10 protein-coding genes are annotated in these 17,565 nt (G+C 61.4%); 4 read left to right on the top strand and 6 right to left on the bottom strand.

The window, feature by feature from the left end; genetic code table 11:
- Nucleotides 1-45: 45 nt before the first annotated feature.
- Genes dksA through H6955_00980 form a run of 3 tightly spaced genes read left to right on the top strand, consistent with a single transcriptional unit; the run spans nucleotide 46 to nucleotide 1,819 of the window.
- Nucleotides 46-480: an RNA polymerase-binding protein DksA gene (gene dksA, locus H6955_00970; protein ID MCP5312094.1), complete on the top strand. Its 435-nt coding sequence runs from the start codon at nucleotides 46-48 to the stop codon at nucleotides 478-480.
- Between the two features lie 12 nt (nucleotides 481-492).
- Nucleotides 493-1,410: a tRNA glutamyl-Q(34) synthetase GluQRS gene (gene gluQRS, locus H6955_00975; GenBank protein MCP5312095.1), complete on the top strand. Its 918-nt coding sequence runs from the start codon at nucleotides 493-495 to the stop codon at nucleotides 1,408-1,410.
- Nucleotides 1,388-1,819: a group II truncated hemoglobin gene (locus tag H6955_00980; protein ID MCP5312096.1), complete on the top strand. Its 432-nt coding sequence runs from the start codon at nucleotides 1,388-1,390 to the stop codon at nucleotides 1,817-1,819. The genes gluQRS and H6955_00980 overlap by 23 nt, the downstream gene beginning before the upstream one ends.
- A 48-nt stretch (nucleotides 1,820-1,867) precedes the next feature.
- Here the strand turns inward: H6955_00980 and H6955_00985 are convergent, their stop codons facing one another.
- The 6 genes from H6955_00985 to H6955_01010 all read right to left on the bottom strand — a co-directional run bounded on the left by H6955_00985 (nucleotide 1,868) and on the right by H6955_01010 (nucleotide 16,641).
- Nucleotides 1,868-10,375, bottom strand: a complete 8,508-nt coding sequence (locus H6955_00985) for a hypothetical protein (GenBank protein MCP5312097.1) — start codon at nucleotides 10,373-10,375, stop codon at nucleotides 1,868-1,870.
- Between the two features lie 17 nt (nucleotides 10,376-10,392).
- On the bottom strand, nucleotides 10,393-11,121 hold the full coding sequence (locus H6955_00990; protein MCP5312098.1) for a hypothetical protein: 729 nt from the start codon (nucleotides 11,119-11,121) through the stop codon (nucleotides 10,393-10,395).
- 140 nt (nucleotides 11,122-11,261) lie between these two features.
- The gene (locus H6955_00995) at nucleotides 11,262-12,560 is read right to left on the bottom strand and encodes an HlyD family type I secretion periplasmic adaptor subunit (GenBank protein MCP5312099.1); all 1,299 of its coding nucleotides are present in this window, start codon (nucleotides 12,558-12,560) and stop codon (nucleotides 11,262-11,264) included.
- Nucleotides 12,557-14,746, bottom strand: coding sequence for a type I secretion system permease/ATPase (locus H6955_01000; GenBank protein MCP5312100.1), 2,190 nt, complete (start codon nucleotides 14,744-14,746; stop codon nucleotides 12,557-12,559). The genes H6955_00995 and H6955_01000 overlap by 4 nt, the downstream gene beginning before the upstream one ends.
- 359 nt (nucleotides 14,747-15,105) lie before the next feature.
- The gene (locus H6955_01005) at nucleotides 15,106-15,990 is read right to left on the bottom strand and encodes a hypothetical protein (protein MCP5312101.1); all 885 of its coding nucleotides are present in this window, start codon (nucleotides 15,988-15,990) and stop codon (nucleotides 15,106-15,108) included.
- Between the two features lie 174 nt (nucleotides 15,991-16,164).
- Entirely contained in the window at nucleotides 16,165-16,641 is a 477-nt protein-coding gene (locus tag H6955_01010) for a hypothetical protein (GenBank protein MCP5312102.1), read from the bottom strand.
- 479 nt (nucleotides 16,642-17,120) lie between these two features.
- Here H6955_01010 and H6955_01015 point away from each other — a divergent pair, with 479 nt between their 5' ends.
- Nucleotides 17,121-17,357, top strand: a complete 237-nt coding sequence (locus tag H6955_01015; protein ID MCP5312103.1) for a YdcH family protein — start codon at nucleotides 17,121-17,123, stop codon at nucleotides 17,355-17,357.
- Nucleotides 17,358-17,565 lie beyond the last annotated feature (208 nt).

Below are 17,565 nucleotides of genomic sequence, written 5' to 3' on the forward strand. Positions count from 1 at the left end.
ATGCAGTGAATGTTAGTTTGATGGTTTGACGCGGAGGCCGCGAGCATGGGCGACGAACTCTATCCGCAAAACGACCGTCACGGGATTGCGCCTTACCAGGCGGCGCCCGACGAGGTGTACATGAATCCAGCCCAGGAGGCGCACTTCCAGGCGATCCTCCAGGCCTGGCGTCGCGAGCTCATGGAGGAGGTGGATCGCACCGTCGATCACATGAAGGTCGACAGCGGACAACACCCGGACCCGAACGACCGCGCCTCACAGGAATCCGATATGGATATGGAACTGCGCACGCGCGAACGCGAACGCAGGCTCCTCGGCAAGATCGAGAAGACCCTGAAAAAGATCGACGAGCACGAGTATGGTTACTGTGTGCAGTGTGGCGTCGAGATCGGCATCCGACGCCTCGAAGCGCGCCCTACCGCCGACCTCTGCATCGACTGCAAGACCAAGCAGGAGGCGCACGAGCAGCTGCACGGCTGATCCCGCCGGCCCATGCGAATAGTCACGCCGTGCTACCGCGGCCGCTTCGCCCCTTCACCCACCGGCCCCCTGCACTTCGGTTCCCTGGTCGCCGCGGTCGCCAGCCATGCGGACGCGCGCAGCCAACACGGCGAATGGCTGGTGCGCATCGAGGATGTCGACCAGAGCCGTGCCCGCCCTGACGCCGAACGCCAGATCCTAGAGGCGCTGCATGCATTCGGCATGCACAGCGACAGCCCGCCGGTACGGCAGAGCGGCCGCGTCACCTTATACGACGCGGCACTGCACAGCCTGGCGCAACGCGAACTCGCATACCGCTGCAGCTGCGGCCGCCGGCGGATCGCCGAACTCGGACGCCCCGGCCGGGAGGGACCCATCTACCCCGGCACCTGCCGGGTCACACCGCCGGCGCCGTACATCAACAGTGCCTGGCGGGTGATCGTCGACGGCGAGCCGATCGCGTTCGAAGACCGCGTGCTCGGACCCATCGTGCAGGACCTGATCGCAGAGATCGGCGACTTCGTGATCCGGCGCCTCGACGGCTACACCGCCTACCAGCTCGCGGTCGTGGTCGACGACGAGGCGCAGGGCATCACCCACGTCGTGCGCGGCGCTGACCTGCTATGGTCGACGCCGCGCCAGATCCGGCTGCAACGCCTGCTGGGCTACCGCACGCCGAACTATGCGCACATCCCGCTGGTCTACGGCACCGATGGACACAAACTCAGCAAGCGCGACAATGCGCACCCGGCCGACCCGGGCCAACCGATGAACGGATTGCGCGCGGCCTGGCTTCACCTCGGACAGACCGATCCGCCCGCCGAGATCCGCGACGTCGATGCGTTCTGGCGCTGGGCGACACGACACTGGGACATCCACCGCGTACCCCGCGAACAAGGGCCACTCAATGAACCTCCCGATTCCCTATGAACTGATCGGCGGCGAGGATGGCGTACGTCGCCTCGTCGACCGCTTCTACGACTACATGGACAGCGACCCAGAGGCCGCCGATATCCGCAAGCTGCACGCCAAGAACCTGCGCGTTTCGCGCGAGAAGCTGTTCCTGTTCCTGTCGGGCTGGCTGGGCGGCCCCAACCTGTATGTCGAAAAACACGGCCACCCGATGCTGCGCCGTCGCCATCTGCCGTTTGCGATCGGCATCAGGGAGCGCGACCAGTGGCTGCACTGCATGCGCCGCGCCCTGGCCGACAGCGAACTCGACCAGACACAGCGCGACCGCCTGCTGCAGGCGTTCGCGGCGACCGCGGATCACATGCGCAACAAGGCAGAGCACGAGGCGGATGGGCGGTTGCGGTTGTTTCCGGGCGGCTCGAACTAAGCTGCACCTTGTCCCCGGGACAAAAGCCTGGAGACTGAGGTGGCTGCATCACGCCTGCTGCCAGACAGCGGCCAACACCGGGCTGAGCTGATCACGAACGTCGCCTGACAAGGTACTTTCGCCGGGCCCCGGACGGGTGAAAGCGGCCATCGCGGCGACCAACTGATCGATGTCGGTGTTGACGGCGATCACCGAGTCAGACGCTTCGAAACGCTCGATCTGATTTCCTGCATCCAGGTACCAATCGCCGATCACGACGGCGTCCGCGCTTCCGATCACCGTTACCACCAAGTCGTCCTGTATACGTTCGAACCACAGTTGATCGTGTGCCAGATCGGAGAAGCTCAGCACGTCGCTGCCGCTGTTGTCACGCACGAGGTCGCGCTCATCACCCATTGCGTAGCGGTAGGTGTCGTTGCCGTCACCACCGGACAGTTCATCATTGCCGATTCCACCTTCGAGCACGTCGTCGCCCGCCATGCCGAACAACAGGTCATCGCCGTTGGCACCCGCCAGATGATCATTCTGCGCCGTGCCCCGAATGCAGTCGTCGCCGTCTCCACCGTCGATCTTGCCGATACTCACCAGCTGCGTTTCGGAAAAATCGAGGACATTGTCACTTGCGTCGCCGAAAACGGTTTGAGAGTACACGCCTTGTATCAACTCGACGCTGTTCTCGGGGCCGAAGTCACCCGCCAGCCCGATTATGTGAAGCGGACGGCTGTAGAAGATGCGATCGTATCCATCGCCCCCCCAGTAGTGATCGTATGCATCATTGCCGAGCACCCAGAAGGTGTCGTCCCCTGCACCGCCGTACGACCAGTCGCTTCCGGCACCGCCATAAATGATATCGTCGCCACCGTTGCCATAGATCCTGTCGCTGCCGCTCCCGCCCCCCAGCAGATCGGATCCGTCTCCGCCGAGCACCACCTCGTCCAGGGCCGACCCCCGGTATCTCACCGGGTCCTCTGCGAACACTGCGTCGATGCGCTGGTCGGTCAGGACCCCGCCATCGGCGAACAAGAACTGCTCAATGCGTTGATCCGGCGATTCGAACCAGTTCCGAATCAACAACTCGTCGTTGGATGCGTACTGCGCAATCAGATCATTTGCGTCGCGAGACAGGACGAGATTACCGGGGTCGATTCCGGGCGCGAACCGCACCGCATCGACGCCCTGCGCGTCGACCAGCGTGTCTTGGCCATCTCCAGGAGTGAACAGGTAGCTGTCGTCACCTGTACCGGCATCCAGCCAATCATCGCCCCCATTGCCGACGAGCAGATCACTGCCCTCGCCACCGAACAGCTGATCGTCACCGCCGTGGCCGCAGATGGTGTCCCGCCCACCGTTGCCACGGATCAGATCGGCACCTTCCGTGCCTTCAAGCAGCTCGTCGCTTGAGTCTCCCTCGAGCTGGATACCCTGCACCACCAGCAAAGCCTCAACGTCTGACGACGCCAAGTGACCGCCATCGGCAAACTCGAAAAACTCGACTTTGTTCGCGTATGATTCGAACCATCCCTGGATACGCACCAAATCGGCCTCGGAATAGGCCAGCAACAGGTCGTCGCCATCACGCGTGGCCGAGAGACTGCTGACGGTGATCCCTTCGGCGAACTGCAGCCTGTCGATGCCTTGAACGTCGGTCAGAATGTCTTGCTCATCGCCCAACGCGAACACATAAGAATCGTCACCATCACCGCCATCAAGAAAATCGTTGCCGGTTCCGCCGTCCAGGACGTCGTTCCCGGCTTGGCCGGCCAACACGTCATTTCCCGCGTCTCCAAGGATGCGATCCACCACCGACGTGCCGCTCAACGCATCGTCGCTGTCCGTGCCATCAATGTCGAACCCGCGAGCGACGAGTTCTTCGTAGCTCAACTGCGTTCCATCGTCAAAGATAAAATGATCGATATCGCGTGGGCCACCAAGCACGTTTGCTGGATCGAAGTTTTCGAGATGAATCTCGATGCCATCAACATCGGTTGTGAGGAGCAACGATCCAAATCCGAGACGCACGCTCGATGCGCCGTAACCAAAACCCATTACGAGGCTGTTGCGGTTTCCATTTGTGGAAGGATCGTCAATGTGCACACCGAGCGCCGGAAATCCCGCGGCGGACACGACATAGGTATCACTGCCCTCGCCACCGTGCAGCGTCGCGCCTACGAATGGCACCCGCACACCAGACACGCCGATCGGCACGTCAAGAACGATGGTGTCGTCACCGCCACCCGCTTGTACGTCGAACGTCACCGGTTCCGCAAATGTCCATTCGACTGGATCGAGATCGATTCTGATCACGTCGTCACCGTCCCCGGTATCCACGTGGAAGTCCCATGGGCCCGGCCGGACCACCACGAAATCACTACCTCCATACGTAAAGTAGGCGCCCGCACGATCGACAAACATGACATCTTCACTGTTTGTTCCTTCGACAGTTGGCTTTCCTTCTCCGTCGTGTCTGTTCAACACATGGATTGAGCTGAACAGCGGTGAGCGCCCCTCATCGAGTTCCACAGCGGCCTTGACTACCTCAGACGCACCATCGCCATCGACATCCGAGACAGCCACCTGGACCATGTGGGAAGAAGGCGTTGTGACACTGGTATCTGGGTATGGCACAAGCAACCTGAAACCGTCTGTGGGCGCTAAGGTCGCGACATCAATTTCTGCCGATAATCCATCTGGCCGCCCGAAGATCACCTGTGCGACACCATTTGCGGGATCCGACGAACCCGCCACACCGTCTGCTACTACAAAGGTACCGAGAACAATGTCATCGATGCCGTCGCCATTGATATCCCCGTTCGCGAGGTCGAAGTCCGCGTAACCATGATGTCCCCGCTGCTCCAGGCCCAAGATACGAAATCCGTTTGCGCCATCAAGTTCCGAGAGATCGAAAACTGCGGGCATATCCGCTTGACCAAACACGACCCAGGGGTCATCCCATTTTTTGCTAAGCAGGAAATCATCGAATCCATCGCCGTTCATGTCGCCGATCGAATGCGCAACAAGAGAAGAGCCTGGAAAGTTGCCATTCATGACGACCTCCACACCCTGGCCTGCAGCAAGAGCGGAAATATCGACATCGGTGGCTGCCGCGCCGCCAAAAACCAGCCGTGCGCTCCTGTTGAAACCGTCATAATAGGTGTGTACGAAGAGATCATCGAAGCCGTCGCCGTTGACATCTCCGATTTGCTTGGCCTGGATGTTTTTCGCATTGGGATTCAAGTCGGTAATGACAAAATCAGCCATTGCGATCAACTCGGCCGATGATGCCGTGAATCCTTTCAGTGATGAACTACCGAGAATGACGGCCACTTCCGGAGCCGCCCCATCGGCGGCCTGCACCTCGGTGTCGAAAATGAAATCGGGAGTTCCGTCGCCGTTCCAGTCAAGCACATCCGCCACAGTGACAGAATCATCGGCACTATACTCGGACGCCGCCCCCAACGCGATGCTGGCCAGCTGATCGGATGGCTGACCGGTGACCGTTGCCCCCCAGCCTCCAGAGCCGCCAAACGCGATGATGAACTTGAGCTGCCCATCCTCGACCTCGTTGAATCCAACGTCCGAATAGCCATCCCCGTCCACATCACCGAGCGCCTTGACGACCAGAGGATGATAGAAGTCGAGATAGAGCTCCCAATGGTAGGATGTACCCGGAGCGAACTCATTGTCGCCGTGGTCGTAAAGCGTCGTAACCCGCTCGGGTGCATCACCCCATCCACCAGCTTGCCCATAAACAACATACGCGGCATTTTGCACGGTGTTTTCCGCACCGTACCCTTTGTTACTTCGAACCAGCAAGTCTTGGTAACCGTCACCGTCCACGTCGCCGGCCGAGTCGACCACCTGGAAAAACAGCGCGCCGGCCGCACCGAGGATAGTCGAGGACACCGCATACGGCGACCGCTCACCGACCGGATCAAACGACTCTGCACCGGCGATAAGGTCCGCCAAAGCATCGCCATCCAGCCGTACGCCGTCAGGCAGCACCATTGCTGAAGGCGGTGCACTCAATCCGTTCAGCAACTTGGTAATCGGCTCGCCATTCATTAACAGATACAGATCGTCGCCGTGCTTCGCGAATGTCACTGTTGCGTCTATCGAGCCATAGACAACGATCGTGTTCGAACCGGCTGTATCGTCGATGAGGGCAAAGGGGTAATCGCCGAAAATGCGATAGACATCGTCACCCTCGCCGCCCGCGAGAACCGTCGCTTCCCGCTCGACATCGAACAGATCATCGCCTGCAGTGCCCGCTACGACCCCCGCTTCAACATCAGCCCCGGTTCGAAACTTTCCAGCACCAGCATCCGGATCGAACAGCTTGCTTACAGTGACAACAGTGCCATCTGCGAAGCGAATCTGTTCCACCGCTCCGCTGAGCCAGTCTTGGACAGTCAACTGATCGTTGCCGGTACCAATCCGGAGGTCGTCACCAACCACCTCAAAATCCAACTCACCTCGCAGCCTATCGGCAAAATGGACGGTGTCGTGACCATTTTCCTCGCTGATCAGATCAACGCCGTCGCCGGCAAAGAAACGGTATTCGTCAGAACCGGTTTCCCCATGCAGCTGATCATCACCGGCGCCGCCGATCACAACATCGCCGCCAGAACCGGCCTGCACAGTGTCAGCACCCATACCACCGTATAGGCGATCGTCTCCGTCGTCGCCCGAGAGTGCGTCATCTGCCAGGCTACCAAACACCACTTCGGACCCGCCGCCACCCACCAGAAATGCCGCATTGGGGATGCTTTTCCGGATCATTTCTTGAAAGGAGACCGGGGCTGCACCCTCGAAAAGAAACTGATCGATCGCACCCGTCAGTCCCTGTGCCACAAAGACGGTGTCCATCGCACTGAAATTGACAATCAGATCGCCATTTCCGCCGACGAGCTGGGCACGCAAAGATTCTGTGTTGACGCCTGGTCCGAATTCGAAGGCGTTTGTACCGGCAGTGTCATCGACTCCATCAACTTTGCCTGCAACTATCGGGCTGTCTCCTTGATTAAACACATAGGTGTCGTCCCCTGGCCCACCTTTGAGTTCATCAACCCCCTTGCCACCAATCAATACGTCGTTGCCTGATTCGTCCGATTCGGCAGCGAGGCCATCGCCGTGCAGCGTGTCATCATCTTCTCCCCCGAACAGCCAGTCATTGCCACCCTGACCCACTAATTCGTCGTCGCCAGAATGCCCGTAAAGCACGTCGTCGCCATGGAACGATGACGGGAGGCCAACAATGTCGCCGAATAGATAATCACCGGCCTCGCCTCCAAACAGCACGTCCGATCCACCGTCACCATGCAAGGCATCGTTGCCCGCACCACCATCGAGATAGTCATTTCCCTCATACTCGGCGTCATCGCCGATGCGCACCTGAAAGTCCCCTTCTAGCCAGTCATTCTCCGTTCCACCGATCAACCAATCGTCGCCACCATTGCCGACCAGGCTGTCCTCACCCGTCCCGCCAAACAAGCGATCGTTGCCGTGAAATGCGCCCGGTACGACTTGGCCACCCTCACCATCAGGCTTCGAAATGTCTCCCTGGATCTTGTCGTCTCCAGTGCCTCCATAAACAACGTCGCTTCCGGCCTCTCCCCAAATACGATCTTCACCGTCGCCACCAAATATTCGATCATCACCGATACCGGAAACGTAACCGAGGTGTGTTTCTCCATCACCATCTGCGTGCAGCGTGATCCATTCATAGTCATAGGTGTCTTGGGGAATGTCGCTGGCGCTGAGGTGCGGCTGCCAATCACCGTAAATCCAGTCGTTGCCCCCGCCGGCATAGATGAAATCGTCGCCATTTCCACCAAAAAGACCGTCCAGCATGCCACTGCCAAACAGCATGTCGTTGTCGCCTCCGCCTGAGACGAAATCGCCCCAATCGTCCGCCGGCCCACTGAACGCCGAGTCGCCCTGACCCTGCCTAACCGCCGCCTCATCGGATTGATCCGTTGCGTAAAGGGCGTCGTCACCGGCGCCACCAAAGATGAAATCCTTGCCGACGCCGCCTTCCACCAAGTCCGTGTCGGGCGCACTACCCAGGTACTCCCCATCTGCACCACGATTGGGCTCCTGCCAAGCGTAGATCCAATCGCGACCGTCGCCGCCGACAACATGGTCCGGCTGGTTGAATTCGTTCAGCGCACTCCAGTTCGTGCCGGCACCCCCACCGACCGTCGTGCCATCCAGCTGCTCCGAATCCGGAGACCCGATCACCGGCACGTATGACAATGCCGGCGCTGGCGAAGGATCAATCAGTTCAATATGGAAATCGGTATTCCTGAATGACTCAATCGTCAGGACCGCACCATTGTCGACACGCGTTACCAATAAGTCATCGGCAAACATCTCATACTTGAAGTCACCTTCGACCCCGAGATACTCATCCGTGCCCGCGACGCGCATACCGCCATCGAGCACCTCTCCATCGAAGTGCACGGCGCCGTCCCCATCATGATCGAATATCGTGTCGCCGCCCCCTGCGAGATAGATATCCAGGCCCTCGCCACCCTCGAGATAGTCGGCGCCACCACCCCCAATCAGTAGATCGGCCCCACCGCCCCCGTAGAGGGCATCGCTCGCGTCGCTGCCTTTGAGTTCTTCCGGACTTCCGGTACCGAACGCCAACAGCCTCGCTTCCGGTGTCGGGTACTCGCCGGACGGTGCACTGCTATCGACCTCGATCTTGGCGGCGAGCTCGAGATAACGGGTCGGCGACTGCTCGGTGAGCAACGCCATCCCGCTGTCCGCCTTGTTCCATTCGACCAAAATCGCGAGAAACGCCGCGCGATCCGCGATATATCGCTCGGTCAGACCGGTCCTCGTACCGGGGTCGTAGAGATCCAGATCGTGTTGCGCATACAGTGACGCATCGCCGATGACCACGAACGGATTGAGGTGCACCAACGCATAGCGGAACGCCGCGCCGTCAATTTCGGTGTTGCTTGCCTGGTCCATGAGGAAGCCAAGCCGCTGCATCACGCGCTCCTGCGGGTTACCTGCAGGTTCTGCGGGATCAATCAGCTTTATGTCAGTAACCCCGTGCGCGCCTTCTGCTATCGCACGCAATTTGTGGATGTTTCCGTAAAACTCATCGCGGTTGACGATGTTTGCGAAACCCTGGTCGCCGCGATCCACAGGCGATGATTTCCAGTCGTTCGGGAAGAACAGACGGCCGAGCCCGTCGAGCACGTTTTCGAGCGAGTTGCCGTCAGACAAATGGCGGAACCCTGCCCTTTGAAAGGAGGCCGCGGCAAGCAGTGTATTCAGCCTTTCTATCGAGATATTTGGCACGAATCGCTCAACGAGATCCATCAGTGCAGTGCTGTCCGCGATCAGCGTGATGCTGTGGGTTGAGCCGAACGTGCGCAGCAATCGATCGAATGGATTGCCTTCCTTTTCGATAGACCCCATCTCAGGTTGATCTTCGATAAAGATCGGATCAAACGAACCGTAAATTTGGCCCGCGCCGGCAACAAGATTCAGGTCGCGCAAACCACCGTCGCCGTAAAAATTCGAAACTAGGTCGAACTCGGTGCGCGCTTCACCAGTAAAGTATTCCCCGAGCGAGACCTTCAGTGCCGACGTGGTGTCGTTGGGGAGCGCAGACATCGCATACTTGAACAATCCCTGTTCGTAGATACTGCGCGCCACCGGGTCGTACTGTTCGACAAGCGCCTGGACGAAGGCGAGCCGCTGTTCCAATGTGGCACCACCATCAAACGCCTGAGGATCAATGTCCTGCAGTTCACCAACAGTGACGGCGTCGATGAATGCGGCCGGATTAGCTATGACCTGGTCGATCAGCGCCACGCGCTCACGCAACGCCTGGCCGAGTAGCGCCGACGTTGTCGCACCGCTGATTTTGCCCATTCCAGCGCCGTTGAAGACATAGGCTTGCTTGACATACTCAGGATGCATCAGCGCGAATGCCTGGGCGAGGTGCCCGCTCAGCGAATAGCCAGTGATCGTCAGCGGCCCTTCTGCTGTTTCCGGGAATGCATCCAGCGTCAAGGCACCCGCAATCCCACTGCCGTCTCCGCCGGTCGCCAGTTGACCCGCGCGGAGACCCTGAAAATAGACCTCCATATCGCGCAACTGCGCCCATGCGAACCCATGACTGAAGATCTGGCCATCGGCGCCGTTGGCGCCGTCACGTTCGAAATCGCCACCGTCGTCACGGAACTTCGACTCGGTCGAGCGCATCGACAGCGTGTATTGCCCGGTCTCGCGATGCCGGAGCAGGGTCGCGGAGAAGCCGCTGGTGGTGTTCGGCAGGTGATCGATGACCTCCCAGGTTGCGATGAAGTCGTTGACCATGCCAGGCGCACCATCGGCCTCGCCACCCGTCATTCGTGTTGGACCGAGGATTCCCTCCTTGTCGAGCCTGTCGAACATGTTGTAGTGGTTAGAACCAAATCTCAGACGCCCAGTCAACTGATCTCGATCATTGAGACTTGTCATATCATCGAGATAGCTCTCCGCTGCAAACTGCGCCAGCAGCCTTTCGTACAATGTTCCAAGCTCATTCATGCTTGCTCTCCGTGTTCTTATGGTTTGGCAGGCTTCAGGACCTTGCTTACGAACTCGAATTCCAAGTAGTGGGATTTGCCGGGTGGGCAGAAATTGAAGCGGGTATCAAAAAAGCCCCGTTTGACAGCGAGGGTCTCATGGGTCTGCAGGTCCTTGACGATGATCTCCCCACCCCAGACCCCAAAATGTCGGTCGTACTCGTCACGGACTTCGCGCCAGGTGTAGCCATAGCGACTCTTCAAGGTATCGATCTTTTCCGCGACTAGCGGCCGCCCGAATCGTTCGCCAGATCGGTTGTTCAGATACTGCGTACCGTCCGGCTCACCGAGTCGATAGCGCCAGTAGCGGCTCTCGCCAGACGGCGGCCGCTCGGCGAAGACATCGCGATTCCATCGATCACCCCGGTCCCTGAGACCCCTAGTCGTCTCAAAGAAGGGATATTTCGTAAGGTAAGCCCCCCAGGGCGTGGCCGCCTCAGCATCGGTATGCCCCCACGGGTCTTCGGGGATATCCCGATTCTTCAGCCGCGTCAGGTAGTCGCGCGGATCGCGCTGGCGCATCTGAAACACGCCCTCGACGTTGTCGACGGTCTTGTAGATGAATTCACCAGCCGCGGTGTCGCACTTGTGCCGGAAGTATTGCTCTCGCGAGAAACCGGCGTAGGGGCCGAGCTGCGAATCCAGCAACCGCTCGCCATAGCGGCGGGCTAGCTCCTCGTGGCGCATCTCGTCTTTCACACCAGACACCGCGCTGCATCCTCCAAGCAACACTGCAACTGCGATCAACAGCCACAGCTGTGTTGCCCTGTTCCGCCGCCGCTCACACGCTCTCACCGTTGCACTCTCCCTCGTTTCTTGGTCATCGTGGCCATTCAACCGCGCTGCCATCATCGCTCCCGCACGCTCTCATCCCGATACCGCAACAACGGACTGAGGAAGAACTCGATCATCCGCCGTCTGCCGGTCTTCGATTCCACTGTCACCGTCATACCGGGACTGAGCTTGACTGGCCTGCCGTTGACGTCGATCTGCGTCCGTTGCATGCGTACCCGCAGCTTATAGACCAGGCCCTTGCGTTCATCGGCGACCGCGTCATTCGACAGGTCGACGACCTGACCGTCGATCGTGCCGTACTGGGTGAACGGGAAGGCGTCGATCTTGATCGCGGCGTCCTGCCCCACCGCGACGAAGCCGACGTCCTTGTTCTCCAGCACCGCCTCGACCTCGAGCGCCTCGTCCTGGGGCACGATCACCAGCAGGGCCTGCGCCGGGGTGACGATCGCGCCGACGTTGTGGACCGCGAGCTGCTGCACGACGCCGCCGACCGGGGCGGTGATGGTCTGCGCTCGGACACGGGTATCGGCCTTGATCAGTTCCTGTTGTGCGGCAGTGAGCCGCTGTTCGGCGGCTTCATGACGCTCCAAGGCCTGGCGGTGAAACTCGCTGTGCGCGTAGGTGATGCGCGCGTCGATCTCGTCGACCGCGGCGGCGAGCCGCGCGACCTCGCCCCGGTGTGCGGCCAGGTCGTGGAAGGTCGTGAGGCGCTCTTGTTCGGTCTCGAGGTACTGCTGCTCCGGCAGCAGCTTCTGCTCGGCGAGGCCCTTCTGGTCGGTTGCGCGCCGGGTGACCAGCGGCAGGATGGCCTGCAGTTTATCGACCTGGCGCGCCGCGGCGTCCCGCTCGGCGGCCAGCTTGGCGCGCTCGCGCTGCAGGACTTGGCGCCGGTCCCCGAACTCGCGCCACTGGCGCAGCAGGATCGGATCGAGGGGCCGCTGGTTGTCATGTTCCGCCACGCCGTCACGTTCCAGCCAGTCGGCCAGGGTCGCGAAGCGGGCGACCTCGCGCCGGGCGTTGCCGACCTCGTCGCGCAGACGATCGACGTCGGCCTGGGCGCTGGTCGGGTCGAGCTCGATCAGGACGTCGCCGGCGCGTACCGCCTGCCCGTCGGTCACATGGATCGCGCGTACGCTGCCGATCTCCAGCGGTTGCACGGTCTTGCTGTGCCCGCTCGTGATGATGCGCCCTTGGGCGACCGCGACGATGTCGACCTGGCTCAGGCTGGCCCAGGCGACCGCCGAGACGAAGCACAACACGATCACCCAAAGAATCGCGCGTCCGGCCGGTGACGGCGGGGTCTGTTCGATCTCCTGCGCGGCGGGCAGGAAGGCGGTCTCGGTGCGGCTCATGCCGGCTCTCCGAGCGGCGGCTGGATGGCGTCACCTTCCGAATCGCCGTCGTCGATCCCACTCTGCAGCGCGTGCAGCCGGGCATACAGGCCGCGCCGCTGCAGCAGCGTGTCGTGGCTGCCCTGCTCGACGACCCGGCCGGCGTCGATCACCAGGATACGGTCGGCATGACGCACGGCGCTCAGGCGGTGGGCGATGATGAACACCGTGCGCCCCTGGCAGATCGCACGCATATTGCGCTGGATAATGCGCTCGGACTCGTAATCTAGTGCGCTGGTCGCCTCGTCGAGGATCAATATCCCGGGGTTGCCGACCAGTGCGCGGGCGATCGCGATGCGCTGCCGCTGCCCACCGGAGAGGTTCGCGCCGTGCTCGCCGACCAGGGTGTCATAACCCTCGGGGAGTTCCAGGATGAACTCGTGCGCACCGGCAAGCTTCGCCGCGGCGATCACCGGTTCCATCGGCAGACCGGGATTGGCCAGCGCGATGTTCTCGCGCACGCTGCGGTTGAACAGCACGTTCTCCTGCAACACGACCCCGACCTGGCGGCGCAGCCAGGCCGGTTCGACCAGCGCGAGGTCGACGCCATCGATCAGCACCCTGCCCGACTCCGGGACGTACAGGCGCTGGATCAGCTTGGTCAGTGTGCTCTTGCCCGAACCGGAGCGGCCGACGATCCCGATCACCTCGCCGGGGCTCATCTCCAGGTCGATATCGCGGAACACCTGCGGGCGATCCGGAGCATAGCGAAAACCGACATGGTCAAAGCGCACCGCGCCCTGGAGCTGCGGTAGGGTCGCGCGGCCCGGGTTGTAACCGATCTCGGTCGGGGTGTTGAGGATGTCGCCGAGGCGCCGCACCGAGATCCCGGCCTGCTGGAAATCCTGCCAGAGTTGTACCAGGCGCAGGATCGGGCCGCTGATGCGCCCGGCGATCATGTTGAACGCGATCAACTGACCGACCGACAGCTCGCCGTGCATCACCGCGGTCGCGCCAATCCATAGGATCAGCACGACCGTGACCTTGTTGACGAAGCCGGCACTCTGACTGGCGATGTTGCCGAGGTTGGAAGCGCGGAAGCTCGCGCCGACGTAACCGGCAAGCTGCTCTTCCCAGCGCCGCTGCATCTGCGGCTCGACCGCCATTGCCTTCAGCGTCTGGATACCGCTGATCGACTCGACCAGGAAGGCCTGGTTCTCGGCACCGCGATTGAACTTCTCCTCCAGCCGGCCGCGCAGGATCGGCGTGACGACCAGCGACAGCACAATGTAGAAGGGGATCGCCCCGGCTACGACCGCGGTGAGCAGCGGGCTGTAGTAAAAGAGCACCGCGAAGAACACCAGCGTGAACAGCAGGTCGATCACCAGCGTCAACGCCGAGCCGGTAAGAAAGTTGCGGATATTCTCCAGCTCGCGCACCCGCGCGACCGAGTCGCCGACCCGGCGTGCCTCGAAATAGGCCAGCGGTAGGCGCAGCAGGTGCGCGAACAGCTTTGCGCCGAGCAGCACGTCGACACGGTTGGTGGTGTGCGCGAACACGTAGGTGCGCAGGCCGCCGAGCACGACCTCGAACAGCGACAATGCGAGCAGCCCGATCGCGAGCACGTGCAGTGTCGTCAGGCCGTGATGCACCAGGACCTTGTCGATGATCACCTGGAAGAACAGTGGTGTGACCAGCGCGAAGAGCTGCAGGAAGAACGAGGCCGCGACCACCTCGCCGAACAGTTTCCGGTGTCGCACGATCGCCGGGACGAACCAGCCGAAGCCGAAGCGCCCCCCGAGGTCTTTCAGTGTTGCGCGCCGGGTCACCAGGATCAGCTCGCCGGACCAGGCAGACTGGAAGATCGTCCGCGGCAGCGTCAGCGGTCGCGTCTCGAGCGGATCCTGGATCAATACCTTGTCGTCGTTGATGGCGGCGACGATGAAGAAGTGGCCGTCGGTATGACGGGCGATCGCCGGCAGGTGCGTGCGCTGCAGACGTTGCCAATCGGAGGTCGTACTGCGAGCCTTCAGATCGAGGGCCTGTGCGCCACGCAATATTTCCGCATTGCCGAATTCGTCGGTGTCGCGGATACCGAGCAAGTGGCGCAGCTGCCCTCCATCGGCCGCGCGCCCGTGATAGCGGGCAAGAAAAACGAGAGACGCGAGCCCTGTGCCGCGCGCGCTGGTCTGCGTACTGTGTGGCATGTCCACCCTTCCATGGGTCTCTCGGACCTGTTCTGGCTTTTCGCCGTCCCGGTGTCCGCTCAGGCCTGAACCTGTGGTCTACGTAATGTGCTGCTGGTCCAACCTTCCGTGGCGGACCTCGGCTCGAACCTATCCGACGACGGCGAAAATCTCAACCAACAATCCCCGTTGGCACAGAGGTTTCAGACGAATCCTACAAAATAGGGTCGACAGTCATACTGCTCGCTTGCGTTGTCTTTCGGTATTCGATCGCGCGCGATTCGTGGCATTCCTGGCAGCGCGATGGATCAAAATCGGCAAAGCGCCTGCGGGACTGCAGGCGGCGCGCACCCCCCGTTTTCGACCTCGATCGCACAGGATCAAAACCGGCACTCCACGTAAGGCGATACCGTCAGCGTCGAGCCACCGGGCCTCGTGTGCGCCCTCGCCCACCCAGCCCAAACAACAGGTACAGCAGCACCGGAACGCCCACCCAGGCCACGATGATCCACCACCGGACCTCTATCCGGTAGCTGGTCGCGGCGGCACCCATCTGCCAGGCGCGGTTCTGTGTCGATGCGGAGGTCGGCGGTTCGTCGACCCAGGTGAGCAAGGGATTGCGCAATACGGGGACACCGTCTTGGTCTTCGGCCAGATCGACCTGGTGGCGCCAGTAGTAGTGCCGCGCGGTCTGAATGGATGTCTGCGAGGCTCCACCACGCGAAGCCGACACCGATGCCGAGCCACAGCAGGTAGGCGGCCGTGGACAGGTGCCTCGCGGGAGCGTCGCTGCCGACGAGCCAGACGAGGGACCCACCGCGCACCGGTGACGCACGCATCGCCAGGCAGAACGCCAGCAATGGCATCACGAACAGTGGCGCGGTCACCAGCGCGCCGACGCGCCCGTTCCACTCGTAGGGATCACCGAGCCAGCCGAGGTGCACGACCAGCGCGGTGGCGACGACCGCGACCAGCGCCGCATAACTCAGCCCGACGACGACACTTGGTGCATGGTGCCGTAGAAGCAGTGTCACCGGCGTGAGTGCGAGGTTCGGGAGCGCCCACCAGAAACCACCGAGCGCGAGCGACCAGACCTCCGAGAGAAGCGGCATATACGCGGTACCGCCCTGGCTCTGAAAACCGCTTACCGTCGTCGCCACGATGAACACCAGCACCGGCACCAGCGGCGGCAACAACGCGACCTGCAGCAAGGTGCCCGTCCAATCGACCTCGGTACGGGCCTGGGGATTCATATCGTTCGCCATGCTCGCCCACCGACCGTCCGTGTGATGATGCGTTCGGACTGTAGCACCCGGGCAGGACGAGCGTCGCCGCGGCGCCCGTCACCTGGTCTTCCGCCGATTCATGGACGACGTCGGATGCGACGACTGGCGGCCCTGCCCTCGACTCATGGCCGCCGGCTAGGCTTTACACCACGGTCAGAAGACGCAGGCCAGCCCCCAGACCTGATAGACGAACAGCGTCATGTAGCTGCCCAGGATGGTGTACAGGATGTGCCGGACGCGTAGCGTGCCGGCGACCCGGAAGGCGGCGTGGGCAACCAGGAACACCACGCCGATACCAGTAAGCGCCAGCTTCGTCGACACGAAGGTCGCGTTCCCGATGTCGAGCAGTGCCGCCATGAAGAGGTTAATCTCCCTGGCGCCCTTCCCCAGCAGCTCCAGGGTGAACAGCGCATCGAGGCAGCACAGCAGCAGAATGCCCAGCGCGACCGCGAACAGCCGCTCATCGTACCGGTCGACGTAGTGCGCATGCGCATCTGTCTGGCGGCGTGCACGGCGCCGCCGTCCGTGGATCATGGGGCCGAAGAAAAGGCTGCTGAACGTGGTCCGCCGTCGGTCCGTCACGTCGCGCTCAATCCAATCGCTCACCACCACGGCGACTTCTTCGGCCACTGAAACCCCCTGCTGTTATGGGTTACGACACCATTTTCACAGCGAAGATCGGGCCAATCTTGAAAAACGCCCCCCATCAGCGGCTTACCCACGCCAGCCGCGCGCGGCCACGGCCAAGTGTTAAAGAATCTTGTCATTTTTCCGGAATAGCGTTCCGACCGCGCATCTGTTGCGGGCTCCAGTGTCGCCCGGCGCCAGGTCGGGCGAAGCCGCAGGGGTCGGACGGGCACGAGCCTGTCTGGTCGTCTAGATCCAGCCTCCGCTGTCGGCGCGGAGTGGCCGACCAGGCCGAGTTCGATTCCGAAAAGAGGTTCAGTCTCCGTCGCCCAAAAGGCGGCTCATGGGAAAAGCCGACACTCCCCCTGGGACATGCGCCGGCCGCGAAAGACCATCACCAATCCGGTCCCCCCGTCGGATTGATCACACACTGACACCCTCGATAGAATTCCGGTAACAGAAACATTCGCGAGAACAACGAGATGCAAGTCGAAACGCACGACCTGTTGCACGAATTTCCAGAACACGCCGGAAGAATCGCCGAGCTGCGAGAGGACAGCGACGCTTTCAGGCACATGATGGATGAGCACAATTGGCTGGATTCGCACATCCGCAGCCTGGAAGAGCATGATCTGCCGGTGGCGGATTTTCATATCGAGGAAATGAAAAAGCGCCGTCTGTTGTTGAAGGACAGGCTTTATGCGCTGATCACCGAGTGATCCAGGCATCCCTACCCAATCACCGCTGCGCGCATCGACAACATCGATGGTTCGGTTGGCCGCGCGCGGGCCGACGATCCTCAACACCGCTGAATCGCGACAGCCGAGCGGAGGTTCAGGGCGAACATTATCCGGGGACGGTGGCTCGAGGAGTAGCCTTCCAAGAATGCGAGAAATGAAGGCGTTACGTTTCGGGTAGAACCAAGGG

This window comes from Chromatiaceae bacterium (assembly GCA_024235395.1).
Classification (GTDB): domain Bacteria; phylum Pseudomonadota; class Gammaproteobacteria; order Chromatiales; family Chromatiaceae; genus Thiosocius.